The 20,691-nt window shown below is 62.2% G+C and carries 23 protein-coding genes; 16 read left to right on the top strand and 7 right to left on the bottom strand.

Annotation, left to right across the window (positions count from 1 at the left end; translation table 11 throughout):
• Positions 1-17 precede the first annotated feature (17 nt).
• The 6 genes from ACSQ8R_RS03920 to vapC all read left to right on the top strand — a co-directional run bounded on the left by ACSQ8R_RS03920 (position 18) and on the right by vapC (position 3,750).
• Positions 18-272, top strand: coding sequence for a hypothetical protein (locus ACSQ8R_RS03920; RefSeq protein ID WP_436252187.1), 255 nt, complete (start codon positions 18-20; stop codon positions 270-272).
• A 445-nt stretch (positions 273-717) separates the two neighbouring features.
• Complete coding sequence (locus tag ACSQ8R_RS03915; RefSeq protein WP_345922419.1) at positions 718-1,011, top strand: hypothetical protein; 294 nt, start codon at positions 718-720, stop codon at positions 1,009-1,011.
• 317 nt (positions 1,012-1,328) lie between these two features.
• The gene (locus tag ACSQ8R_RS03910) at positions 1,329-1,499 is read left to right on the top strand and encodes a hypothetical protein (RefSeq protein WP_436252186.1); all 171 of its coding nucleotides are present in this window, start codon (positions 1,329-1,331) and stop codon (positions 1,497-1,499) included.
• Positions 1,500-1,571: 72 nt separating this feature from the next.
• Positions 1,572-3,074 carry an AMP nucleosidase gene (gene amn, locus ACSQ8R_RS03905; protein ID WP_436252185.1) on the top strand — a complete coding sequence of 501 codons (1,503 nt, stop codon included), beginning with the start codon at positions 1,572-1,574 and terminating at the stop codon, positions 3,072-3,074.
• A gap of 59 nt (positions 3,075-3,133) precedes the next feature.
• Positions 3,134-3,364: a type II toxin-antitoxin system VapB family antitoxin gene (locus ACSQ8R_RS03900; protein WP_436252184.1), complete on the top strand. Its 231-nt coding sequence runs from the start codon at positions 3,134-3,136 to the stop codon at positions 3,362-3,364.
• Positions 3,361-3,750, top strand: coding sequence for a type II toxin-antitoxin system VapC family toxin (gene vapC / locus ACSQ8R_RS03895; RefSeq protein ID WP_436252183.1), 390 nt, complete (start codon positions 3,361-3,363; stop codon positions 3,748-3,750). Before ACSQ8R_RS03900 ends, vapC begins: the two co-directional genes overlap by 4 nt.
• Here vapC and ACSQ8R_RS03890 read toward each other — a convergent pair whose 3' ends face one another.
• Positions 3,751-4,710, bottom strand: coding sequence for a lysylphosphatidylglycerol synthase transmembrane domain-containing protein (locus ACSQ8R_RS03890; RefSeq protein WP_436252182.1), 960 nt, complete (start codon positions 4,708-4,710; stop codon positions 3,751-3,753).
• Between the two features lie 85 nt (positions 4,711-4,795).
• Here ACSQ8R_RS03890 and ACSQ8R_RS03885 point away from each other — a divergent pair, with 85 nt between their 5' ends.
• Both ACSQ8R_RS03885 and ACSQ8R_RS03880 read left to right on the top strand, forming a co-directional pair.
• On the top strand, positions 4,796-5,815 hold the full coding sequence (locus ACSQ8R_RS03885) for a glycosyltransferase family 2 protein (protein WP_436252181.1): 1,020 nt from the start codon (positions 4,796-4,798) through the stop codon (positions 5,813-5,815).
• Complete coding sequence (locus ACSQ8R_RS03880) at positions 5,799-7,298, top strand: ArnT family glycosyltransferase (protein WP_436252180.1); 1,500 nt, start codon at positions 5,799-5,801, stop codon at positions 7,296-7,298. Before ACSQ8R_RS03885 ends, ACSQ8R_RS03880 begins: the two co-directional genes overlap by 17 nt.
• A gap of 54 nt (positions 7,299-7,352) precedes the next feature.
• Here ACSQ8R_RS03880 and ACSQ8R_RS03875 read toward each other — a convergent pair whose 3' ends face one another.
• Complete coding sequence (locus tag ACSQ8R_RS03875) at positions 7,353-8,720, bottom strand: aspartate aminotransferase family protein (protein ID WP_436252179.1); 1,368 nt, start codon at positions 8,718-8,720, stop codon at positions 7,353-7,355.
• Between the two features lie 84 nt (positions 8,721-8,804).
• On the opposite strand from ACSQ8R_RS03875, the gene ACSQ8R_RS03870 reads away from it, so the two are divergent.
• Positions 8,805-10,139, top strand: a complete 1,335-nt coding sequence (locus tag ACSQ8R_RS03870; RefSeq protein WP_436252178.1) for a glutamine synthetase family protein — start codon at positions 8,805-8,807, stop codon at positions 10,137-10,139.
• Here ACSQ8R_RS03870 and ACSQ8R_RS03865 read toward each other — a convergent pair.
• Complete coding sequence (locus ACSQ8R_RS03865; protein ID WP_436252177.1) at positions 10,136-10,864, bottom strand: hypothetical protein; 729 nt, start codon at positions 10,862-10,864, stop codon at positions 10,136-10,138. The genes ACSQ8R_RS03870 and ACSQ8R_RS03865 overlap by 4 nt on opposite strands.
• A 375-nt stretch (positions 10,865-11,239) precedes the next feature.
• Here ACSQ8R_RS03865 and ACSQ8R_RS03860 point away from each other — a divergent pair, with 375 nt between their 5' ends.
• Complete coding sequence (locus tag ACSQ8R_RS03860) at positions 11,240-11,983, top strand: GGDEF domain-containing protein (RefSeq protein ID WP_436252176.1); 744 nt, start codon at positions 11,240-11,242, stop codon at positions 11,981-11,983.
• Positions 11,984-12,022: 39 nt separating this feature from the next.
• Here ACSQ8R_RS03860 and ACSQ8R_RS03855 read toward each other — a convergent pair whose 3' ends face one another.
• A complete protein-coding gene (locus ACSQ8R_RS03855; RefSeq protein WP_436252175.1) occupies positions 12,023-12,961 on the bottom strand; it encodes a diacylglycerol/lipid kinase family protein in 939 nt (312 codons plus the stop codon).
• Between the two features lie 270 nt (positions 12,962-13,231).
• Here ACSQ8R_RS03855 and ACSQ8R_RS03850 point away from each other — a divergent pair, with 270 nt between their 5' ends.
• Entirely contained in the window at positions 13,232-14,473 is a 1,242-nt protein-coding gene (locus ACSQ8R_RS03850) for an MFS transporter (protein WP_436252174.1), read from the top strand.
• A gap of 34 nt (positions 14,474-14,507) precedes the next feature.
• Here ACSQ8R_RS03850 and ACSQ8R_RS03845 read toward each other — a convergent pair whose 3' ends face one another.
• Positions 14,508-14,903 (bottom strand): winged helix-turn-helix transcriptional regulator, encoded by a 396-nt coding sequence (locus ACSQ8R_RS03845; RefSeq protein WP_436252173.1) that lies wholly within the window; start codon positions 14,901-14,903, stop codon positions 14,508-14,510.
• A 123-nt stretch (positions 14,904-15,026) separates the two neighbouring features.
• Between ACSQ8R_RS03845 and ACSQ8R_RS03840 the strand changes: the two genes are divergently transcribed.
• Positions 15,027-16,043, top strand: coding sequence for a zinc-binding alcohol dehydrogenase family protein (locus ACSQ8R_RS03840; RefSeq protein WP_436252172.1), 1,017 nt, complete (start codon positions 15,027-15,029; stop codon positions 16,041-16,043).
• A gap of 79 nt (positions 16,044-16,122) precedes the next feature.
• Here the strand turns inward: ACSQ8R_RS03840 and ACSQ8R_RS03835 are convergent, their stop codons facing one another.
• Positions 16,123-16,734: a L,D-transpeptidase gene (locus ACSQ8R_RS03835; RefSeq protein ID WP_436252171.1), complete on the bottom strand. Its 612-nt coding sequence runs from the start codon at positions 16,732-16,734 to the stop codon at positions 16,123-16,125.
• Between ACSQ8R_RS03835 and ACSQ8R_RS03830 the strand changes: the two genes are divergently transcribed.
• Positions 16,733-17,002 carry a hypothetical protein gene (locus ACSQ8R_RS03830; RefSeq protein ID WP_436252170.1) on the top strand — a complete coding sequence of 90 codons (270 nt, stop codon included), beginning with the start codon at positions 16,733-16,735 and terminating at the stop codon, positions 17,000-17,002. The genes ACSQ8R_RS03835 and ACSQ8R_RS03830 overlap by 2 nt on opposite strands.
• Positions 17,003-17,189: 187 nt before the next feature.
• Here the strand turns inward: ACSQ8R_RS03830 and ACSQ8R_RS03825 are convergent, their stop codons facing one another.
• Entirely contained in the window at positions 17,190-18,851 is a 1,662-nt protein-coding gene (locus ACSQ8R_RS03825; RefSeq protein ID WP_436252169.1) for an electron transfer flavoprotein-ubiquinone oxidoreductase, read from the bottom strand.
• A gap of 259 nt (positions 18,852-19,110) precedes the next feature.
• On the opposite strand from ACSQ8R_RS03825, the gene ACSQ8R_RS03820 reads away from it, so the two are divergent.
• From ACSQ8R_RS03820 to ACSQ8R_RS03810, 3 genes are all read left to right on the top strand, one after another.
• Positions 19,111-19,899, top strand: a complete 789-nt coding sequence (locus ACSQ8R_RS03820; RefSeq protein ID WP_436252168.1) for an SDR family oxidoreductase — start codon at positions 19,111-19,113, stop codon at positions 19,897-19,899.
• A 127-nt stretch (positions 19,900-20,026) separates the two neighbouring features.
• The gene (locus ACSQ8R_RS03815) at positions 20,027-20,395 is read left to right on the top strand and encodes a hypothetical protein (protein WP_436252167.1); all 369 of its coding nucleotides are present in this window, start codon (positions 20,027-20,029) and stop codon (positions 20,393-20,395) included.
• A 90-nt stretch (positions 20,396-20,485) separates the two neighbouring features.
• Complete coding sequence (locus ACSQ8R_RS03810; RefSeq protein ID WP_436252166.1) at positions 20,486-20,689, top strand: hypothetical protein; 204 nt, start codon at positions 20,486-20,488, stop codon at positions 20,687-20,689.
• The last annotated feature ends 2 nt before the right edge of the window (positions 20,690-20,691 follow it).

Genomic DNA, 20,691 nt, shown 5'->3' with positions numbered 1-20,691 from the left:
CTGAAAGGCATAAGACAATGACAAAGATGACTTCCACCCTCGCCGCAGCTCTGATCGCTTCGGTTTCGTTCGCCGGTGCAGCACTCGCTGAAGGCGACTATTACCAGGGCGCCCAGAAGACTGCGCCTGTCACGTCCATCGATCGCATGAACACCGGCAGCATCGATCGCCAGGACGGCAAGCTTCCGTTCAACAATGGCGGTGGCCGCGACAACCGTACTTCCGACCTGAACAGCGGCGACTACTACAGCGGCGTCAACCGCCCGAACTAACTCTGAAGTTCGCTCGCCATCGATAGCCGCACAGGCAAGTGCCCGGTGCGGGATCGGAAGACTGAAAAGCAGGATTAAGATGAAATACCAGCCGCGCAAGCGGCTGGTATTCGCAGTTCATTCAAGACACCGATTGGAAAGACGGGTCGCAATCGTCCTTCCGGTGCGTGATGGCCGGACTCTGAAACCAGCCATCGAGATCAAGATTAAGTGAAGCTTTTCCACGAATCAATCACGTTGATGCCCTTCTTCGTGAGATTCGCTATTTTCCACCGCAGGTGGCGCCGCTCTTCCTCACGATTTCCGCCGGTTTTCCAACCGGAGACAGGATTCGCGGCAATTCCCTTTCATTTTTGCTGGAACGATCTTGCCCCGAGGGATTTGTAGCTCCGACGGGGCAGCGTGGACTGGCCCGCACAATGGGAACAATGGAAAGGACAGGAAAATGAAGACCTATCTGACTTCCGGTATTGCCGCTCTTATCGTTTCGGCGGGTTTCGCCGGTGCCGCCATGGCACAAAACGCCGTCTATTCGGACCGCGATGGCCTGCCGCACTCTCCGCCGACCATCCAGCAGGATCGCGGCCAGGATCGCGGCCCGGGCGTTGATGCCATGTCGACCGGCAGCATCTATCCGAACAGCGGCTACATGTATCGCGGTTCGAGCGGCAATGCCGATCTCGATGGTGGACAGGACGAAGGCGACTACTACGACGGCACACTGCGTCCGCATAACTAAGCAGTTGCTTCAAGATACCGCATCCCGCGCTGGTCGCAGCCAAGGCACGGGATGGCCTCTCCACCGACAAAACCCGATTTCGAAGCCGGCCCTCGTGGCCGGCTTTTTCATGACGGCATCGCTCGCCAGGATACTACGCCTTGGTGGACGGGTGATTTGGGTGGGCGGATGATTTGCCGGAGGCGGTCATGGACGATTCGTCGCCTCTTACAGCCGCTTTGGCGTTAACCATTCTGAACCTTGGATGAAACCCTCTCTCAGGACGCGTTCAGGCCCGCGCCTTTATTCTGCCGTCATTGGCTTTGGGGGAAAGAACCATGACCATCCTTGCACGCCGCCTGACCATCATAACGCTGATCATGACCATTTTCGCATTCGTCTTCAGCGCGCTCGTGGCCGCTCCGGCGCGCAACGATCTGCGCGTGCACCTCGGCACGGCGGTGCCGTGCTATCACCCCGCCACGCCGAACTGCGTGGCGGCGCTTTGAAACTCATGTGATCAACCGGCGGCGGCCTCCTGACGTCGTTTGATTGTTATTGAGTTCCCACTATAATAGCGCATGAACACACGAATCTTTTCCCTGACCCCGCTTTCCTTCATCAGCCCGAGCCCCTTCGAGCCGCGCTCCTTCGACAATCCGGTCGAGGCGGTCGATGCCCTGACCGAGCTCTACGAACGCAACACGAAATTCCTGATCGATGCGTTCGCGGCGCTTGCCGATGGCGCTGCCGTGACCGGCCGCTACCGCGCCTGTTACCCGCAGGTCAGCATCGAAACGACGTCCTTCGGCCACGCCGATTCGCGCCTCTCCTACGGCCACGTGTCGTCGCCCGGCGTCTATACGACGACCATCACCCGGCCAAAACTGTTCCGGCATTACCTGAAGGAACAGCTTGGCCTGCTGACGCGCAACCACAGCGTTCCGGTGACGATTTCGGAATCGACGACGCCGATCCCGCTGCATTTCGCCTTTGGCGAAGGCGCGCATGTGGAAGCGTCCGCGACCAGTTCGCTCGCCGACATCTCGTTGCGCGACCTCTTCGACACGCCGGATCTCAACAATACCGACGACCTGATCGCCAACGGCGAATACGACCAGGTGCCCGGCGAGCCGGCGCCGCTTGCGCCGTTCACCGCCCAGCGAATCGACTATTCGCTCGCCCGCCTCAGCCACTATACGGCGACCAGCGCCGACCATTTCCAGAACTTCGTGCTGTTCACCAACTACCAGTTCTATATCGACGAATTCGCGACCTGGGCCCGCGAGATGATGGCAAGGGGCGGCGACGGCTATACGGCCTTCGTGGAGCCTGGCAACATCGTCACGCTCGCGGGCAGCGACAAGCCGGAAACCGATGCGGTGGTGCGCATGCCGCAGATGCCTGCCTACCACCTGAAGAAGAAGGGCCATGCCGGCATCACGCTCGTCAATATCGGCGTCGGGCCCTCGAACGCCAAGACGATCACCGACCATATCGCCGTGTTGCGCCCGCATGCCTGGCTGATGGTCGGGCACTGCGCCGGCCTGCGCAACAGCCAGCGGCTCGGCGACTACGTGCTGGCGCATGCCTATGTGCGCGAGGACCATGTGCTCGACGACGACCTGCCGGTGTGGATCCCCATCCCGGCGCTCGCCGAAGTGCAGCAGGCGCTGGAAAGCGCCGTCGAGGAAGTCACCGGCTACCAGGGCTTCGAGCTGAAGCGGATCATGCGCACCGGAACGGTCGCGACGATCGACAACCGCAACTGGGAACTGCGCGACCAGCGCGGACCGGTGAAACGCCTCTCCCAGTCGCGCGCCATCGCGCTGGACATGGAATCGGCGACGATCGCCGCCAACGGTTTCCGTTTCCGCGTACCCTACGGAACGCTGCTCTGCGTCTCGGACCGGCCGCTGCACGGCGAACTGAAACTGCCCGGGATGGCGACCGCCTTCTACCGCACCCAGGTCAGCCAGCACCTGCAGATCGGCATCCGCGCCGTGCAGAAACTCGCGGCCATGCCGACCGAGACACTGCATTCGAGGAAGCTGCGCAGCTTTTACGAGACGGCGTTTCAGTGATGTTGTGAGGCAGGACGCCTTGGTGTATGATTTTCGAAATTCATACACACGAGGCTGCCATGCGTACCAATATCGATATCGATGACGCCTTGATAACTGAGGCGATGGAATTGACTGGCTTGACGACGAAGAAGGCCGTCGTCGAGAAAGCCTTGAGCGACTTCGTGGCGCATCATAGCCGGAAAAAGGCTTGGGAAGAACTGCGTGGCATGGGTTGGGAGGGCGATCTCGACGCTATGCGCGAGGGACGAAGCCCAGATACGAACAGTAGCCAAGATGCCGCGGAATGATCGTCGTTGATAGTTCTGTCTGGATTTCCAGACTCCGCGACATCTCGACTCCCCAAACCGCGAAATTCGACAAAATCGAAAGTTTTGAGCACATCGTTCTTGGCGATATCGTTCTGATGGAGATTTTGCAGGGCGCGCACAATGATCGCCACGCAGCAAATATACAGAAACGCCTGTCCAAGTTCGGCGTGACCCCAATGCTCTCGCCAGAGCTAGCTTTGAAGGCAGCAAGGAACTATCGGCTGCTACGCGCTCTCGGTAGAACCATGAGCAAGTCAGCTGACCTCATCATCGGCACCTATTGCATCGAAAATGGCCACAGCCTGTTGCATGCGGACAAGGACTACTTGCCGATGGCCGAACATCTCGGCCTGCAGATCGCCTGATCACCCGCCCGTCGTCGGCCTCGCTGCCAGCAGTGACAACGCCGTCCCCACCAGCGACGAAACGATCACCAGGAGATGCGTGTTGACCGCCGCCTGGCCGAGTTCTTCCAGGGGCAACCCGGCCGTGCCGGCGCCGAAGGCGATGGCGCCGGCGGTGATGCCGGCGGGATAGGTGCCGACGCCGGCGGGGGCGTGGACCGGCAGGACGGAGGAGAGCTCCCCGCCGAGGGCGCCGCCAAAGCTTGCGGCGATCGAGAGGCCACCGAGCAGGCTCAGCACCCAGGCAAGCACGGCGATCTTGGTGAACCAGTTGATCAGCGTCGCGCCCCAGGCGCGGGCGAAGGCCTTCGCGTCGAGGGGCAGGCCGGCTTCGATCTCGTCGAGCAGTTTTTTAGCCCTGTTCGGCAGAGCCTTGGCCGCAAGGCGAAAGGCCTGGCGGCGCAGCGCGAAGGCGATTGCGGGGAGGATGAGGAAGGCAAGCCAGAGCGCCCAGGCCCAGAACTTTCCTGTCTGAAGCGCCAGCCCCGTGCCGGCGGCGGCGAGCAGCGCATGCAGGTCGAAGAGCCGCATGACCAACAGCGCAGCGGTACTGCGCGCTACGCCCAGGCCGAATTCACGCTTCATCAACAGCGGAAAGCTCGCCTCGCCGGTGCGGAAGGGCAGCATGATGTTCAAGAGGTTATGGACCTGGACGAGCCGCAGCAGAGTGCCGAAATGGCCGCCGGTCTCGGCCGGGAAATAGTCGTAGATTCGCCAGGTACGCAGCACATAGGTGCCGAGCAGCAGTGCCAGCGCGATTGCCGCAGAGCCCCAGCCGGCGCCGCTCCACAGCGACACGACGCTCTGCCAGCCCCAGACCCACTGGATGAAGGCAGCGTAGACGAGGATGATCGCCATCGTTCCGAGCGTCATCGCGTGGCGAATTATCCACGCCCGGCTGGCAACCGGAGAATTCTTCATATAGTAGGGTGCCCCATGTGATATTTCGGGTTTTGCCGCCATCAGGGCGCGCCGTTTCAAGCCCGTGGTTTAGGAGAAACGCAAGGTGCGTACAACAGCAGAGTCGGTGACGGGCCTCATCGAGACGGCCGGGCCGATCGAACTGTCCCTCGTCGTGCCCCTCTTCAACGAAGAAGAAAGCGTGCGCCCGCTGATCGAACGGATCTGCGCGGCGATGGCCGGTTACCCCGCCAGCTGGGAGCTCATTCTCGTCGATGACGGCAGCACCGATGCGACGATCGCCAATGCGCGCGAGGCGCTCAACCAGCCGGGTCTTGATCTCAAGATCGTCGCGCTGCAGCGCAATTTTGGCCAGACGGCCGCCATGCAGGCCGGCATCAACCAGGCTGTAGGCCGGCTGATCGCGACGCTCGACGGCGACCTGCAGAACGACCCGAAGGACATTCCCGGCATGGTGGCCGAACTGGAGCGGCGCGAACTCGACCTCCTGGTCGGCTGGCGCAAGAACCGCCAGGACGGCCTTCTGCTGCGCAAGGTGCCCTCCTTCATCGCCAACCGGCTGATCGGCCGCATTACCGGCGTGCGCCTGCACGACTATGGCTGCTCGCTGAAGATCTATCGCGGTTCTGTCATCCGGCAGGTCAAGCTGATGGGCGAGATGCACCGCTTCATTCCGGCCTGGGTGGCCGGCGTGGTGCCGAGCTCGCGGATCGGCGAAATGCCGGTGACCCACCATGCGCGCCAGCACGGCGTTTCGAAATATGGCATTTCCCGCACCTTCCGGGTCATCCTCGACCTCTTGTCGGTGATGTTCTTCATGCGCTTCAAGGCGCGGCCGGGACATTTCTTCGGCTCGCTCGGCCTCGGCCTCGGGGCGCTGTCGGCACTCATCCTCTTTTACCTGTTCATCGACAAGTTCGTCATGGGCAACGACATCGGCACGCGACCGCTGTTCCTCATCGGCGTCATGCTGTTCCTCTCGGCGGTGCAGATGATCACCACCGGCATTCTCGCCGAAATGATCGCCCGCGCCTATTACCGGGAAGATACCGCCCTCAGCTACATCGTCAGGGAAGTGTATGAGGGCGATGCGGCGCATCAGTGACGCGCTCGCCCGCCGCCCCGACCTCATCCTCTGGCTGATCGCCGCATATTATGTGCTCGCGATCAGCCTCCGGGTGCTGCGCTCGGAGGCGCTGGAAAGCGACGAGGCGGAACAACTCTACCAGTCGCAGTTCCTGCTGATGGGCTATGGCCGCCAGCCGCCGTTCTACAACTGGCTGCAATACGGGGTCGTGCAGCTGATCGGCCCGTCGGTGTTCGCGATCTCGCTGGTCAAGAACCTGCTGCTCTTCCTCACCTGCGCGGTCTACGGGCTTGCGGCGCGGATTCTGCTCAAGGACCGGCGGATGGTCGCCGTCGCGATGATCGGCGTGATCGCCATGCCGGCGGTCAGTGTCATGGCGCAGCGGGACCTGACGCATGCGATCGCCACGCTGTTTGCCGTCGCGCTGTTCTTCTACGGTTTTCTCAAGACCCTGACACGGCCGAGCCTGTGGACGTATCTGCTCACCGGCATCGCGGTCGGGTTCGGGCTGATCGCCAAGTATAATTTCGTCGTCGTGCCCGTCGCGGCGATCCTCGCGATCCTGCCGGAGCCGGATTTGCGCAAGCGCATCCTCGACTGGCGGCTGATCCCGGCGCTTGTCGTCGTCGCCGTCATCTGCCTGCCGCATGGCCTTTGGGTGCTCGGCAATCTCGGTGAAGCGACGGCCGGGACAATCAAGGCAATGCGGGAGGATGCCTCGGGCAACCCCGTCCTCGACCGGCTGTCCGGGATCGGCACGCTGCTGGCGGCGATAGTGACGGGCGGGCTGCCGGTGCTCGCCTTTTTCCTGATCGCCTTCCGGCGCCCGCTCATCGATGCCTGGCAGGCGACGAACCAGTGGACGCGGGTGATCGGCCGCACGCTGGTCATCTGCCTGATCGCGGTCGGGCTGATCGGGCTCGGTTTCGGCGCCACCAGCATCAGCGAAAAATGGCTGTCGCCCTTCCTGGTTCTGCTGCCGCTCTATCTCTGCCTGAAGCTGGAAGCCGCCAATGCGGATACGACCCGCAGCATCCGGAGGCTGCTGTTTCCGGTGGCAGTGCTGGCGCTCGGTTTCGTCGTCTATATCGCGCTCGGCAATCTCATCGGCCCGATGTTCGGTGACTATACCAAGGAAAACCTGCCGTCCGGGCCGTTCATCGAACAGGTGGTGGCGGAGCATCCCGGTGCAAAGCCCGTCTATGTGATCACCGACGACCCCTATCTTGCCGCGAGCGCTCGGCTGGAACTGCCACAGGCCCGCGTGCTGCTGCAAAGCTTCGGGCAGACGCCGCCGCTCGGCGAGGCGGAGCGGGGTCAAGCGGGATTGATCGTCTGGCAGGGGGGCCATGAAGGGCTCGATGCTCTCCAGCCCTATCTGCATCGGAACGGGGTCGCGGCGGAAGGACTGACGCCGGGTACGAAGGCAGTGCCCTATCTCTTCTCGGGCGGGCGGGACAGCGTCACCTTTGGTTATGCCTGGGTCGAACCGGGCAGATAGCTGCGGCAGGCTCCCTCTCCCCCGCAAGGGGGGAGATTGACTCGTGGTGGCCGCTCAGTCCCTTACATTATCCCTCAGGTGATCCAGTGCATTGCGCAGCTTCTCGATGACCTCGTCCACCTCCGAGCGACTGATCGTCAATGCCGGCGATGCCAGCATGCGGTCGCCGGTGGCGCGCAGGATGAGGCCGTTTTCGACGCAGTGATTGCGCACCAAGGTGCCGATATCGTCGGGCTTTGCGTAGCGGCGGCGAGTTGCCTTGTCCGCCGCGAGCTGCAGGCCACCGATAAGCCCTACGCTTTCGGCCTGGCCGACCACGGCGTGATCCTCGAGGCTTTTCCAGGCCTCCGCAAAATAGGGGCCGATATCGTCACGGACGCGCTCGACCAGCCCCTCCTCCTCGATGATGCGGATGTTTTCGAGTGCGGCGGCAGCCGCGACCGGGTGACCGGAATAGGTGAAGCCGTGGTAAAAGTCGCCGAGTTCCTCGACCATCACGTCGGCGACGCGGTCGCTGACCAGCACGCCGCCGATCGGCAGGTAACCGGAGGACAGGCCCTTGGCGATCGGCGCTAGATCGGGTTCGAAGCCGTAATATTGGTGGCCGAACCATGTACCCAGGCGGCCGAACCCGCAGATCACCTCGTCGGCGACGAGCAGGATGTTGCGCGCCTTGCAGATGCGGGCAATTTCCGGCCAGTAGGTTTCCGGTGGGATGATGACCCCACCTGCCCCCTGGATCGGCTCGGCGACGAAGGCGGCGACGCGGTCCTCGCCGAGTTCGTCGATCTTCGCCTCCAGCTCGCGGGCGACCTTCAGGCCGAATTCGGCAGGCGTCAGGTCGCCGCCCTCGGCGTACCAATAGGGCTGGTTGATGTGGTGGATGCCCTCGATCGGCAGGTTGCCCTGTTCGTGCATCAGCTTCATGCCGCCGAGCGAGGCGCCGGCGACGGTCGATCCGTGATAGGCGTTCTTGCGGGCAATGACTAAGGTCTTTTCCAGCTTGCCCAAGGCCTTCCAGTAGACCCGGGCCATGCGGAACCAGGTATCTGTCGCTTCCGAGCCGGAATTGGTGAAGAAGACGCGTTTCAGGTTTTCGCCGGTGTGGGAGGCGATCTTCTGGGCGAGTAATGCCGCCGGCTCCGTCGTGGTGCCGAAAAAGGTGTTGTAATAGGGCAGTTCCTGCATCTGGGCATAAGCGGCGTCGGCGATCGACTTGCGGCCGTAACCGACATTGACGCACCAGAGGCCGGCAAAGGCGTCGAGATATTTCTTGCCCGTCGAGTCGAAGATATGGACGCCCTCCGCGCGCTGGATGATCCGCGCACCCTTGGCGTTCAACTGCTTCATGTCCGAAAACGGATGCAGGTGATGGGCGGCGTCGATGGCGGCGAGATTGGAAAGCGGCGGCATATCGGTCATGACTGTCTCTCTGCCTCAGATTGTGCCGTCAATTCTTATCGGCTACGAACAGAGTTCCGCAACACCCGTCAAAAGACATTCCTCATGGCTTCAGATCCTGCACCGCCCCGCATCGAAATCCTGCTCGTCGGCATGAACGGCGACCTGCGCGGCAAGCAGATCCCGCTCACGGCGGAAAAAAAGGTCTGGGACGGCACGGTGCGCCTCCCCTCCTCCACCCAGTCGCTGGATATCTGGGGCTACGACAATGACGAGATTACCGGGCTTTCCATGTCGATCGGCGATCCCGACGGCCTGTGCATTCCCGATACGCGCAGCCTTGCGCCAATGCCCTGGGCGCCGGAAGGGTCGAAGCAGGTTCTCTCGACCATGCACGAATTCGATGGCACGCCTTCCTTCATGGATCCCCGCGCCATCCTTGCAGCCCTTCTCAAGCGCTTCGACAAACGCGGCCTGACGCCGGTCGTGGCGACCGAACTCGAATTCTACGTGGTGCAGGACGACTGGCGCGAGACGGGCCGGCCGCGGCCGCCTGCGAGCCTCATGTATCGCGGTGAGCCGAACGGCTTCCAGCTCTACGACATGAGCGCCGTCGATGCGCTCGACGACTATCTGCAGACGGTGCGGTCCTGGGCGAAGGTTCAAGATCTGCCGGCGGATGCGACGACCGCGGAATTCGGCCCCGGCCAGTTCGAGATCAACCTTCTGCACCGCGCCGATGCGCTGGCCGCCGCAGACGACTGCATCTATCTCAAGCGCATCGCCGAACAGGCGGCGAAGAAACATGGGCTGAAATCCACCTGCATGGCCAAACCCTATGCGGATCACGCGGGCTCCGGCCTGCATGTGCATGCGAGCATTATCGACCGGGACGGCAACAACGTGCTGGACGCCAGGGGCGGCGATCCGGTGCGCCTGAAATCCGTCTGCGCGGGCATGCTGAAGACGATGCGGGATGCGCAGCTGATCTTCGCGCCGTTTGCCAATTCCTACCGCCGATTCCAGCCGGACTCGTTCGCGCCGGTCGATATCGACTGGGGCTACGGCCATCGGGGGACTGCGGTGCGCATTCCGGACGCCCAAGGACCGGCCGCCCGCATCGAGCACCGCGTCGCCGGCGCCGACGTCAATCCGTATCTGCTGCTGACTGCCATCCTCGGCGGCATGCTTCTGGGGCTGGACGAGGTGCTCGATCCCGGCCCTGCGACCGAACCCGGCAAGAAGCCGCCGGCGGACACAAGAAAGCTGACCCACGACTTCCTGACCGCGGTCGAGGACTTCTCCGCCTCGCCCTTCATCGCCGACATTTTTGGCGCGCGCTACCAGAAGCTCTATGGCGATACGAAGCGCAAGGAGGCGATCACCTACCTGCGCACGGTCTCGGATTTCGACTACCGGACCTATCTGCCGCGGATTTAGGATTTAGGCGGCTTCGGGATCCAGGGCGCGCTCGCCAGATCGCTGATATCGATCAGCATCGGCGATCCCTCGTCCTCCTTGTAGTCGAAGGCCTTCGTCATCGCAGCGGAGAACCTGCCGAATTCCTCGTAGAGCTGAAACAGCCCTTCCTTATTACCGGTGACCAGGGCCACCGTCTCTTCCTCCGCCATCGCCTTGACCAGATCGCGATAGGTGCCGTTGCCCTCGCTGTCGGGGATGAAGACGACAACGCCGCCTCCATCCTTGAACTTGATGCCGACCTCGATTTCGTCATCCGTGAACAGCTCGCGGTTCTTGGCGATCATCTGCGGAATGGTAAGCGCGAACAGGCTTTCGCGCGTGAGGCCGCCATGCACCTCATACTGCTGGTTCGCCAGTTGCATGAACTGCCAGCCCTTTTCGGAAAGCAGGCCTTTCAGCATCAGTTTTGCTATCGGGTCGCTGATCTTGAACTTATCGGAACCGATGAACGCAATGGCATCGGAAACCAGCTGGCTCTTCTCATCCACGTCGATGAAGGCCGCATTCACCGCAAATGCCGCCCGCATCGTCTCCTTGGCGGGCTCGCCGGTAATGCCGTTCGCCACCTGGACGAGATCAGCCTTCTTTTCCTCGGTCTTGTCTTCATCAGTTTCGGCAGGCTCGGCGTTCGCCTGCTGAAGGATCAGCAGGACCCCAGGTTGAACAGTGGAGATGGAAGTCATGCCGGCCCTCGCCCTCGGCGCACCACCCTTGATGGGCATTGCCGCAATTTGCCGGGCGCCTCATGGCCAGACCAACCAGTGATTCTATCAATGGTTGAAAATCTAGTGTTCCCCAATTAACGAGGTATGAACAGCCGGATGCAAGAGGTTGTATTGCTGGCGGGGCTCGCTCGGCTTCCGCCGCTGTCCCGCTCCGTCCGCCGGTTGACCAGCGCGGCCACCCCGCCAGCACCGCCGCACCGTAAACAGATGACGATCTGCGGTAACGGATCAGGCATTGGCCCCACATGGTCGATCTTTAAGCGAATGTTTCAATCTATCTTAAATTCATGAGGCCTAAGGAAGCTGGATATTTGAAGTCTTGCGGCACACTCGATGCGTATTGTTATCGCCAAGTCACTCCTTACCGGACTTTTGTCCCTCCTCGCTTCCCTGGCCCTGTCGTTTGCCTTCGTTCCGATGCTGGGCGGGGAAGTGGCCGGCGCCGGCCTGGTGATGACCATCGTTTGCCCGCTTGCCATCTCCATTCCCGCCTCGGCCGTGCTCTTCAGCCAGTCGGAACGAATCCGACGCGCGGAAGCCATGGCTTCCGACGCCCTCGCCAAACTCGCCACCGCCTACGAGGAACTGCACCGGCAGTCCCGCCAGGACGGGTTGACCGGGCTGTTGAACCGCGGCGCCTTCATGGAGGAACTGCAGGCCTTCAGCCGGGAAGGCGTAACGGGAGCGCTGATTTTTCTGGATCTCGACCATTTCAAATCGATCAACGATCGCTACGGTCATGCAACCGGTGACGAGGTCCTTCGCCGTACCGGGCAGATCCTCGCCACGTATCGCGGGGAACTCACCATTGCGGGCCGCCTCGGAGGCGAAGAATTCGCTCTCTTTCAGGGCGGCCTGACCGTCAACGAGATGTTGAGATGGTGCGAGGATATGCGGGAACTGATCGAGGGCTTGGACGTGCGCTCCGCCTCGCGATCCATCGTCCCGGTATCGGCCAGCATAGGAGCCATCCGCTGTGTTTCGGGCTTCGATCCTCATGAATGTCTCAGAGCCGCCGATGTAAACCTATACGAGGCCAAAGCGCTCGGGCGAAATCGGGTCGTTTCGTCCACCTGACCAGACGGCATAGCGGATCGGATACGGCCCCGAACTCGCTCAGATCCCGCTTCCGTCGCGTTCCTGCATTTCGCGCTGCTGCGGCTGGCTGACCAGCACGGCCAGTTCGCCCGCATGGATCTTCAGCAGCACGTCGCGGTCCATCGGCAGCAGTTCCCCGTCGATGACGCAGCGGATATCGTGGCGCTCGCGGGGGAAGTGCAGTTCCAGTTCGGTCGCCGTCATCGCCGTGACGGCGGCGTTTTCCTTCAGCCGGCCGCGCATGATGTCGAAAGTCAGCCGCGCCACGCCCGCTGGCGTGAGCGGATCGGCGACATAAAAGCCGAGGCGACCGCCGGTCAGGCTGTCGGCAAACATCAGCGGATCACGACCGAATTCGTTGTTGGAGACGGAAATCGCCGAGACTTTGCGGTGCCCGATCTTGCCGCCGGTGCTGAATTCCACCTCGAATTCCGGCGGATTGAACATCACGCCGATCGCCGCCCGCGTGCTTGCGCGTATCTTGCCCAGCCGTGAGGCGAAAGTCATCGAATTGCGGTAGCGGACCATGCGCGCATGCATGCCGGCAGAAAACTGGTGCACGAAGCTCTTGCCGTTGGCACTGGCGATGTCGATGTTTTCCGGGGTGCCGTCGGCGAGCGCATCCAGCACCTGCCAGATATCGAGCGGCAGCTTCAGCGAGCGGGCGAAGAGGTTCATCGTACCGGCCGGCACGACGCCGAGGGTTAGTCCGCTTTTCCAGGCGATGCCCGCGGCCGCCGAGATCGTTCCGTCCCCGCCACCGGCGATCAGCCCTTCGACGCCGGCCGTCGAGGCCGCCTTTTCCATGGTCGAGACCACGTCCTTACCGGACACCACATGGCATTCGATCTCATGACCGGCCGCCTTGAACGTCTCGACTGCGCGCGCGCAATAGGCATCCATATCGGTGGTCCGGAATGTACCGCCATCGCGGTTGAAGACGGCAAACAGGTTCATTTGATCTCGCTGGCAGAGGAGCGGATTTGGCGCGGGACAACGGCCCATCAGAGAAATGGTTGCGACCCGGGACTTTATCAACAAGCGGGCCGTCGCTTCGGAAAAAAACACACAATCCCGTGAGGGCCGCCTAAATAAATGCCGGCCACTACCGCAACGCACAACGCCATGTTAGTTTGAAGTTCGGTCATTTCGATGACCCGCACACCTCCAGAGCGGGTGGATGTCTCCCACATCCTACCCGCGTTTTTTTCCAGCAGATTTAACGTCATGACCGATACTGCCGCCGATTTTCAATCCGCACGGGACCGTTCGGAAGCCCAAGACTTTGATAGTGCACCCGCTCTTTCGCGGCTCGCCGTCATTCTGATCGAGATCGCACTGGCGGTCGGAGGCTTCGGCATCGGCACCGGTGAATTCGCGATCATGGGCCTTCTGCCCGATGTCGCCTCCACCTATCAGGTCAGCATCCCGATGGCCGGCTACGTGATCAGCGCCTATGCTCTCGGCGTCGTCATCGGCGCCCCGATCATCGCGGTCGCCGCCGCCCGGATGACGCGACGGTCGCTGCTGCTGATCCTGATGACGGTGTTCGCGCTCGGCAACATTTCGAGTGCCATGGCACCGGATTTCTGGAGCTTTACGGCGCTGCGATTCATCACCGGCCTGCCGCATGGCGCCTATTTCGGCGTCGCGGCTCTCGTTGCGGCATCGATGGTGCCGCCAAACAAGCGTGCCCGCGCCGTCGGGCGGGTGATGCTGGGCCTCACCGTCGCGACCCTGGTCGGCACGCCGATCGCCACATTCATGGGACAGATGCTCAACTGGCGGGCCGCCTTCTTCCTGGTCGGCGGCATCGGCGTCGTCACCGTGGCGCTGCTCTGGTATTTCCAGCCGCGAGATACGGTGCATGAAGGCGCCAGCATCTGGCGCGAGCTCAGCGCCTTCGGCCGCGCCCAGGTATGGCTGACGCTCGGCATCGCCGCGGTCGGCTTCGGCGGCATGTTCTCGGTGTTCAGTTATATCGCCTCGACCACGACGGTGACGGCCGGCATGTCGGTCAGCATGGTGGCGATCGTGCTGACGCTGTTCGGCATCGGCATGAATGTCGGCAATATCGTCGGCTCGCGGCTGGCCGACCTGTCGCTCAAGGGCACGATCGGCGGCGTGATGCTGTTTAACATCGTGGTCATGGGCGCGTTCGGGTTGTGGGCGCAATATCCCGTCGTACTCTGCCTCTGCGTCTTCCTGATAGGCTGCGGTTTCGCCGCCGGTCCCGCCTTGCAGACGCGGCTGATGGATGTCGCCGCCGACGCGCAGACACTCGCTGCCGCCTCCAACCATTCCGCCTTCAACATCGCCAACGCGCTCGGCGCCTGGCTCGGCGGTCTGGTCATCGCCTGGGGCTGGGGTTTCGCCGCGACCGGTTATGTCGGCGCGGTGCTGTCCCTGCTGGGGTTTGGGGTGTTTGCGGTATCTGCGGCACTCGACCGGAAGATTGCGGCGAGCTGAGAGCAGGCAGGTCCCTCACCCCGCCTCCGCCTCGCTAGGCCGCCTTGGATGCGGCCTCTTCTTCCGGCATGACCATGTATCTTCTGCCGTCTTCGCAGACGAAATGGGTCTTGCCCCAGATGCGGAGCGCAGTGATGACCGGTTCGAGGCTGAGACCGATCGGGGTCAGCGCATAATCGACGCGCGGCGGCACGACCGGGAATATGGTGCGCGTCAACAGCCCCGCCTCTTCCAGCTCCCTGAGCTGCTTGGTCAACATGCGCTGGGTGACCGACGGAATGCGGCGGCGCAGCTCGTTGAAGCGCAGGGTCCCATCCTCCAGGAGATGGTAGAGGATGACGCCCTTCCATTTTCCATCGAGGAAACTCAACGTCGTTTCCACCGGGCATCCGGGGAAATTGTCGGTCAGCTTGGCGCGGGGTTTCGACATTGGAAGCGTCCTTTCACGGTATACTTTTGGGTACTATAGACCAAAAATGTGCATTCTTGCGCTCTTGGAACATAGGCGCCATCTAGTTTCCGGACAACAGGACGCAAACCAAGGAGACTTTGCATGCGCGCCGTCGGCTTCAACACGCCCCAGCCCATTACCGCCGAAACCTCGCTGATCGATATCGAGCTGCCCGTGCCGGAGGCGACGGGCCGCGACCTGCTCGTCGAGATCAGGGCGGTGTCGGTCAATCCCGTCGATACCAAGGTGCGTGCCTCTGCCGCGGTCGAAACCGGCCAGCACCGGATTCTCGGTTACGACGCGGCGGGCGTGGTCAGGGCGGTCGGCCCGGGCGTAAAACTCTTCAAGCCGGGCGACGAGGTCTATTATGCCGGCGTGATCAACCGTCCGGGCACCAATGCGGAATTCCATCTGGTCGATGAGCGCATCGTCGGCTTCAAGCCGAAAACCCTGAGCTTCGAGGAAGCCGCCGCCCTGCCGCTGACGGCGATCACGGCTTACGAGGCGCTGTTCCATCGCATGAAGGTGCAGGACAAGGTGGCTGGCGCCTGGAACGCAGTGCTGGTCATCGGTGGCGCGGGGGGAGTCGGGTCGATCGCCATCCAGCTGCTGCGCGAACTGTCGGACGTGACGGTGATCGGCACCGGCTCGCGGCCGGAGACGCAAGGCTGGATCAAGGAACTCGGTGCCCACCATGTGCTCGACCATTCCAGGCCGATGGCGCCGCAACTCGCCCAGATGGCGATCGGCGCGCCCGCCTTCGTGTTCTCGACCACCCATACGGAAACGCATTTCAAGGACATCCTGGAGCTGATCGCGCCGCAGGGCCGGCTGGCGCTGATCGACGATCCGAAGGAGCCGATGGACCTGCGCGCCTTCAAGGGCAAGGCGCTGTCGGTGCATTGGGAAATGATGTTTGCCCGGGCAGTCTTCCAGACCGCCGACATGATCGAGCAGCACAAGCTCTTGAACCATGTCGCCGAACTGGTCGACGTGAAAAAGATCCGCACGACGCTTGCCGAAACGCTCGGACCGATCAATGCCGCCAACCTGAAAAAGGCGCATGCGATGATCGAGAGCAACCGTACCCGTGGCAAGCTGGTGCTTTCGGGCTTCTGAGCGCGTGCTGTAAGCGGAAACAAAGAAAGCCCGCCGTGACTGATGAGACGGCGGGCTTTCTTAAAGGCCTGGCGGTGGATCAGGCCTGGAGGACGACGACCTTGGCGCCGACATTGACGCGGCTGTAGAGGTCGATGACATCATGGTTCATCATGCGGATGCAGCCGCTCGACATGGCAAGCCCGATCGATTCCGGCTGGTTGGTGCCGTGGATGCGGAAATGCGTGTCGTTGCCGCCGCGATAGAGATACATGGCGCGGGCGCCGAGCGGATTGTTCGGACCGCCGGGCATGCCGCCCGCGAGCTTCCGATAACGAGCTTCGCGGTTCTGCATGTTCTGGGTCGGGGTCCAAGTCGGCCATTCGGCCTTGCGGCCGACATAGGCGTTGCCGGCAAGCGCTAGGCCGGCGCGGCCAACACCGACGCCATAACGGATCGCGCGGTCATTGCCGAGAATAAAGTAGGCGCGGCGGGCGGGCGTATCGACCACCACGGAGCCGGCGGCATGCGGAGTGACATAGGCGACTTCCGTGCGGCGCAGTTCCGGCTTGATCCTGTCGACCGGCACCGTCTTCAGCGGAAACTCTTCGTTCGGCAGCGCTGCGTAGTTGGTCTGATCGTTGATGGTGGAGGCGCAACCGGCCAGCAGAAGCGGCAGACCGCCAAGAAAGCCGCGACGGGAAATCGTCATGAATGTGTCCTTGATGCGTCGAGATAATGACGCTGAACTTAAGAATATTATGGTTAATGAAGTGCTAAACGGGCGGTTATTGCAGTCATCACGAACGCGTCAGAAGGGTGCTGATGTAGAGATGCCACATTGCCATGTGCGCAATGGGAAATGCACCATCTGGTGCGGCCAATCGGGAGGCCAGGATATGCGCACGACCATAACCGCCGATGAAAAATTACTTGCAGAGGCCAAGGAATTCAGCTGGATCGAAATACCTCGGACGTAGTCAAAAGAGCCCTCATGCTTCTTGTCCAGCACGAGGCAGCGCAAAGGTTGATCATGCTTGGAGGCAGCGCGCCGGATCTGGAAGATCCGCCACGCCGACGCTGGAACCCGGATGGCACTTGGGAGAGTAATCCGGAGTGACATGGTTTGCGGCCTCGCTCTGGCTCGCCCCCCGACAAGCCCAAACCTCACATATTCGGATAGACCGGCCCCTCGCCGCCCTGCGGGGGGACCCAGTTGATGTTCTGGTTGGGGTCCTTGATGTCGCAGGTCTTGCAGTGGACGCAGTTCTGGGCGTTGATGACGTAGACCTGTTCGCCATCCTTCTCGACCCATTCGTAGACGCCGGCCGGACAGTATCGCGTCGATGGGCCGGCATAGACCTCCAGCTCGGAACGCTTCTGCAGGTCCATGTCCTTCACCTTCAGATGGACCGGCTGGTCTTCCTCATGGTTGGTGTTGGACAGGAAAACCGAGGACAGGCGGTCGAAGGTCAGGACGCCATCGGGCCTCGGGTAGTCGATCTTCTTGTGCCGGGCTGCCGGTTCCAGCGAGGCCGCGTCGGTCTTGCCGTGTTTCAGCGTGCCGAACAACGAGAGGCCGAAGAGCTGGTTGGTCCACATGTCGAGGCCACCGAGCGCGATGCCGAGGCCCGTGCCGAGCTTCGACCACAGCGGCTTGACGTTCCTGACCCGCTTCAGGTCGGTGCCGATCGGGGTCGAGCGCCATTCGGTCTCGATCTCGACAACCTCGTCATTGGCGCGGCCGCTCTCGATCGCCTTGGCAATGTTGTCGGCGGCGAGAATGCCCGAGAGGACCGCGTTGTGGCTACCCTTGATGCGCGGCACGTTGACGAGGCCGGCGGAACAGCCGATCAGCGCCCCGCCCGGGAAGGTCAGCTTCGGCACCGACTGGTAGCCGCCCTCGGTGATGGCGCGGGCGCCGTAGGAGAGCCGCTTGGCGCCTTCGAACGTGCCGCGGATCGCATCATGCGTCTTGAAGCGCTGGAATTCCTCGAACGGGTAGAGATAGGGGTTCTTGTAGTTGAGGTGCACCACGAAGCCGACGGCCACCATGTTGTCTTCGAGATGATAGAGGAACGACCCGCCGCCGGTCTTCATGCCGAGCGGCCAGCCGAACGAGTGCTGCACCAGGCCCGGACGATGATGCTCCGGCTTCACCTGCCAGAGTTCCTTGAGACCGATGCCGTATTTCTGGGGCTCGCGATCTTTCTGGAGATCGAATTTGGCAATCAGCTGCTTGGCGAGCGAGCCGCGCACGCCTTCGCCGATCAGCACGTATTTGCCGTGAAGCTCCATGCCGCGGGTAAAATTCGGGCCGGGCTCGCCGTTGCGCTCGACGCCCATGTCGCCGGTCGCCACACCCTTGACCGCGCCATTCTCGTCATAGAGAACTTCGGTCGCGGCAAAACCCGGATAGATCTCGACGCCCAAGCCTTCGGCCTTTTCGGCGAGCCAGCGACAGACGTTTCCGAGCGAGACGATGTAGTTGCCGTGATTGTTCATCAGCGGCGGCATCATGAAATTCGGCAGGCGGATCGAACCGGCCGGGCCTAAGAACAGGAAATGGTCGGCGGTGACCGGCTGCTTGAACGGATGCCCTTCCTCCTCGCGCCAGCCGGGCAACAGCGCGTCGATGCCGACCGGATCGACCACCGCGCCGGACAGGATATGGGCGCCGACTTCCGAACCCTTTTCAAGCACCACGACCGTCAGGTCCGGATTGACCTGCTTCAGGCGGATCGCCGCCGAAAGCCCCGCAGGACCAGCGCCGACGATCACCACGTCGAATTCCATGCTCTCGCGTTCTGGCAGTTCTTGCTCGCTCATATCCAACTCCGCTCGCCGGCCCCTTCCGGCTTTATTCAGGCAACCTGTTTGACAAAAGCGCCCCGGCTTGTCGAGGCGGGAAAACGTCCTCCGCCTTGTCATTCGCGCAAATGACGTTTCGGTTTTCTCATATTACGTTTACGTACACGTCAGTTATAGGCACCGAACCGAAGAAAGCAAGATCGGCCTTTCGCCACCCTCTGCCGCTCCTTATAAAGATCCGACAACCGATGACAGGAATTGGGGAAGGAACAACATCATGGATTTGGGTCTCACCGGCAAACGCGCTCTCGTGCTCGCCTCGTCGCGCGGCCTCGGCCTCGGCATTGCCAAGGCGCTTGCGAGCGAAGGCGCACATGTTCTCCTCGTCGGCCGCTCCGGCGAGCGGCTGGCGGAAAACTGCAAGACGATCAATGCCGAAGGTAAAGGCAAGGCCGACTGGGTGTGGGGCGATCTCGCCGACGACAATTTCGTCGAGGCGATGAAGACTGCCGTCAAGGAGAAGCTCGGCGGCATCGATATCCTGGTCAACAATACCGGCGGCCCGACGCCGGGCACGGCGGAAGACATGACCGCCGACAAGCTCGACACCTTCTTCCAGTCGATGGTTCTGCGCGTCATCACGCTCACCAATGCCTTTTTGCCGCAAATGAAGGAACAGGGTTTCGGCCGCATCCTGACCGTCGCCTCCTCCGGCGTCTTCGAGCCGATCGCCAATCTGGCGCTGTCCAACACGCTGCGTTCGGCGCTGGTCGGCTGGAACAAGACGATCGCGACCGAGGTGGCGGGCTTCGGCATTACCGCCAACATGCTGCTTCCCGGCCGCATCCATACCGACCGGATCGACGAGCTCGACGGCGCCAATGCCAAGCGCACCGGCAAGTCGGTGGAAGACATCCGTGCCGCCTCGCTGAAGACCATTCCCGCCGGCCGGCTCGGCAAGGTCGAGGAGTTCGCAGCCGCCGGCGCCTTCCTCTGCTCTGTCCCGGCAAGCTATGTCACCGGCACGACGCTCAGGGTCGATGGCGGCGCGTCGCGCTCGATCTGAGGTTCTACAACGAGCGTAAATCCCGGTCGTTAAACATTGAATCGAATTGAGGTGCCGCTATTGGCGGTATCTCAATTCGCCTGAGTTAAGAGGCAAGCCGGCCCCCCAAAATTAAAGGATCGCCGGCATGATCGAAAGTGTTTCGGGGGCAACCGAGGCTACCCCGCCCAGTGTACCCTCCGCCGTGCCTCACGCCGCGGCCCCTTCCGCAGCCTCCCCTGCGGCCTCGATCTCGGCGACACTTGCGGCCGGACAGGTCGCGACCTATGCAGGCACCTGGGAAGCGGCGACCCGACACGCGGCCGAGACTTCGGCGATTTCCGGCCGACCGGGGATCATGCATGCGCGAAGCCTCGAGGCCGTGGATGACGTCGTGGTCCGCAATCTTCTCGACAGCCTGTCGCCTTCGAGCCGCATCGCCGGCAGCTTCTTCCTGGCCGATGGCGAGGAGCCGGCGCCACGCTCGCTGATCGCCACCTATTACGAAGACGTCTGACCGGACACGTTCCGGCATCACGCAAATGCGTCTCGCGGGAGAACCCGCCCAAGCCTATGATCTCCAGACACTGCCTTCGGAGATTCTCCCATGAAATTTACTCGACTTGCGCTTTCGGTCATCGGCGTCCTGATGGTCGTGCTCGGCCTCATCTGGATCGGCCAGGGCACCGGCGCATTCCCCTATCCTGCCAGCAGCTTCATGATCAACCAGACGCCCTGGATCGTCCGGGGTGCCGGCGTCGCGATCGTCGGCCTTGCCGTCATCTGGGGCGCCCGGCGGTTTCTCCGCTAGCT

Source organism: Neorhizobium sp. LjRoot104 (assembly GCF_964253725.1).
Taxonomy (GTDB): domain Bacteria; phylum Pseudomonadota; class Alphaproteobacteria; order Rhizobiales; family Rhizobiaceae; genus Neorhizobium.
Note: the sequence above shows the minus strand (reverse complement) of the source record. Positions and strands in the feature narration are given on the sequence as shown.

What these genes read in the sequence shown, in the direction of transcription:
- ACSQ8R_RS03920 (WP_436252187.1), top strand. Translation starts at nt 18, where the DNA reads ATGACAAAGATGACTTCCACCCTCGCCGCAGCTCTGATCGCTTCGGTT.
- ACSQ8R_RS03915 (WP_345922419.1), top strand. Translation starts at nt 718, where the DNA reads ATGAAGACCTATCTGACTTCCGGTATTGCCGCTCTTATCGTTTCGGCG.
- ACSQ8R_RS03910 (WP_436252186.1), top strand. Translation starts at nt 1,329, where the DNA reads ATGACCATCCTTGCACGCCGCCTGACCATCATAACGCTGATCATGACC.
- amn (WP_436252185.1), top strand. Translation starts at nt 1,572, where the DNA reads ATGAACACACGAATCTTTTCCCTGACCCCGCTTTCCTTCATCAGCCCG.
- ACSQ8R_RS03900 (WP_436252184.1), top strand. Translation starts at nt 3,134, where the DNA reads ATGCGTACCAATATCGATATCGATGACGCCTTGATAACTGAGGCGATG.
- vapC (WP_436252183.1), top strand. Translation starts at nt 3,361, where the DNA reads ATGATCGTCGTTGATAGTTCTGTCTGGATTTCCAGACTCCGCGACATC.
- ACSQ8R_RS03890 (WP_436252182.1), bottom strand. Translation starts at nt 4,710, where the DNA reads ATGAAGAATTCTCCGGTTGCCAGCCGGGCGTGGATAATTCGCCACGCG.
- ACSQ8R_RS03880 (WP_436252180.1), top strand. Translation starts at nt 5,799, where the DNA reads ATGCGGCGCATCAGTGACGCGCTCGCCCGCCGCCCCGACCTCATCCTC.
- ACSQ8R_RS03875 (WP_436252179.1), bottom strand. Translation starts at nt 8,720, where the DNA reads ATGACCGATATGCCGCCGCTTTCCAATCTCGCCGCCATCGACGCCGCC.
- ACSQ8R_RS03870 (WP_436252178.1), top strand. Translation starts at nt 8,805, where the DNA reads ATGGCTTCAGATCCTGCACCGCCCCGCATCGAAATCCTGCTCGTCGGC.
- ACSQ8R_RS03865 (WP_436252177.1), bottom strand. Translation starts at nt 10,864, where the DNA reads ATGACTTCCATCTCCACTGTTCAACCTGGGGTCCTGCTGATCCTTCAG.
- ACSQ8R_RS03860 (WP_436252176.1), top strand. Translation starts at nt 11,240, where the DNA reads ATGCGTATTGTTATCGCCAAGTCACTCCTTACCGGACTTTTGTCCCTC.
- ACSQ8R_RS03855 (WP_436252175.1), bottom strand. Translation starts at nt 12,961, where the DNA reads ATGAACCTGTTTGCCGTCTTCAACCGCGATGGCGGTACATTCCGGACC.
- ACSQ8R_RS03850 (WP_436252174.1), top strand. Translation starts at nt 13,232, where the DNA reads ATGACCGATACTGCCGCCGATTTTCAATCCGCACGGGACCGTTCGGAA.
- ACSQ8R_RS03845 (WP_436252173.1), bottom strand. Translation starts at nt 14,903, where the DNA reads ATGTCGAAACCCCGCGCCAAGCTGACCGACAATTTCCCCGGATGCCCG.
- ACSQ8R_RS03840 (WP_436252172.1), top strand. Translation starts at nt 15,027, where the DNA reads ATGCGCGCCGTCGGCTTCAACACGCCCCAGCCCATTACCGCCGAAACC.
- ACSQ8R_RS03830 (WP_436252170.1), top strand. Translation starts at nt 16,733, where the DNA reads ATGAATGTGTCCTTGATGCGTCGAGATAATGACGCTGAACTTAAGAAT.
- ACSQ8R_RS03835 (WP_436252171.1), bottom strand. Translation starts at nt 16,734, where the DNA reads ATGACGATTTCCCGTCGCGGCTTTCTTGGCGGTCTGCCGCTTCTGCTG.
- ACSQ8R_RS03825 (WP_436252169.1), bottom strand. Translation starts at nt 18,851, where the DNA reads ATGAGCGAGCAAGAACTGCCAGAACGCGAGAGCATGGAATTCGACGTG.
- ACSQ8R_RS03820 (WP_436252168.1), top strand. Translation starts at nt 19,111, where the DNA reads ATGGATTTGGGTCTCACCGGCAAACGCGCTCTCGTGCTCGCCTCGTCG.
- ACSQ8R_RS03815 (WP_436252167.1), top strand. Translation starts at nt 20,027, where the DNA reads ATGATCGAAAGTGTTTCGGGGGCAACCGAGGCTACCCCGCCCAGTGTA.
- ACSQ8R_RS03810 (WP_436252166.1), top strand. Translation starts at nt 20,486, where the DNA reads ATGAAATTTACTCGACTTGCGCTTTCGGTCATCGGCGTCCTGATGGTC.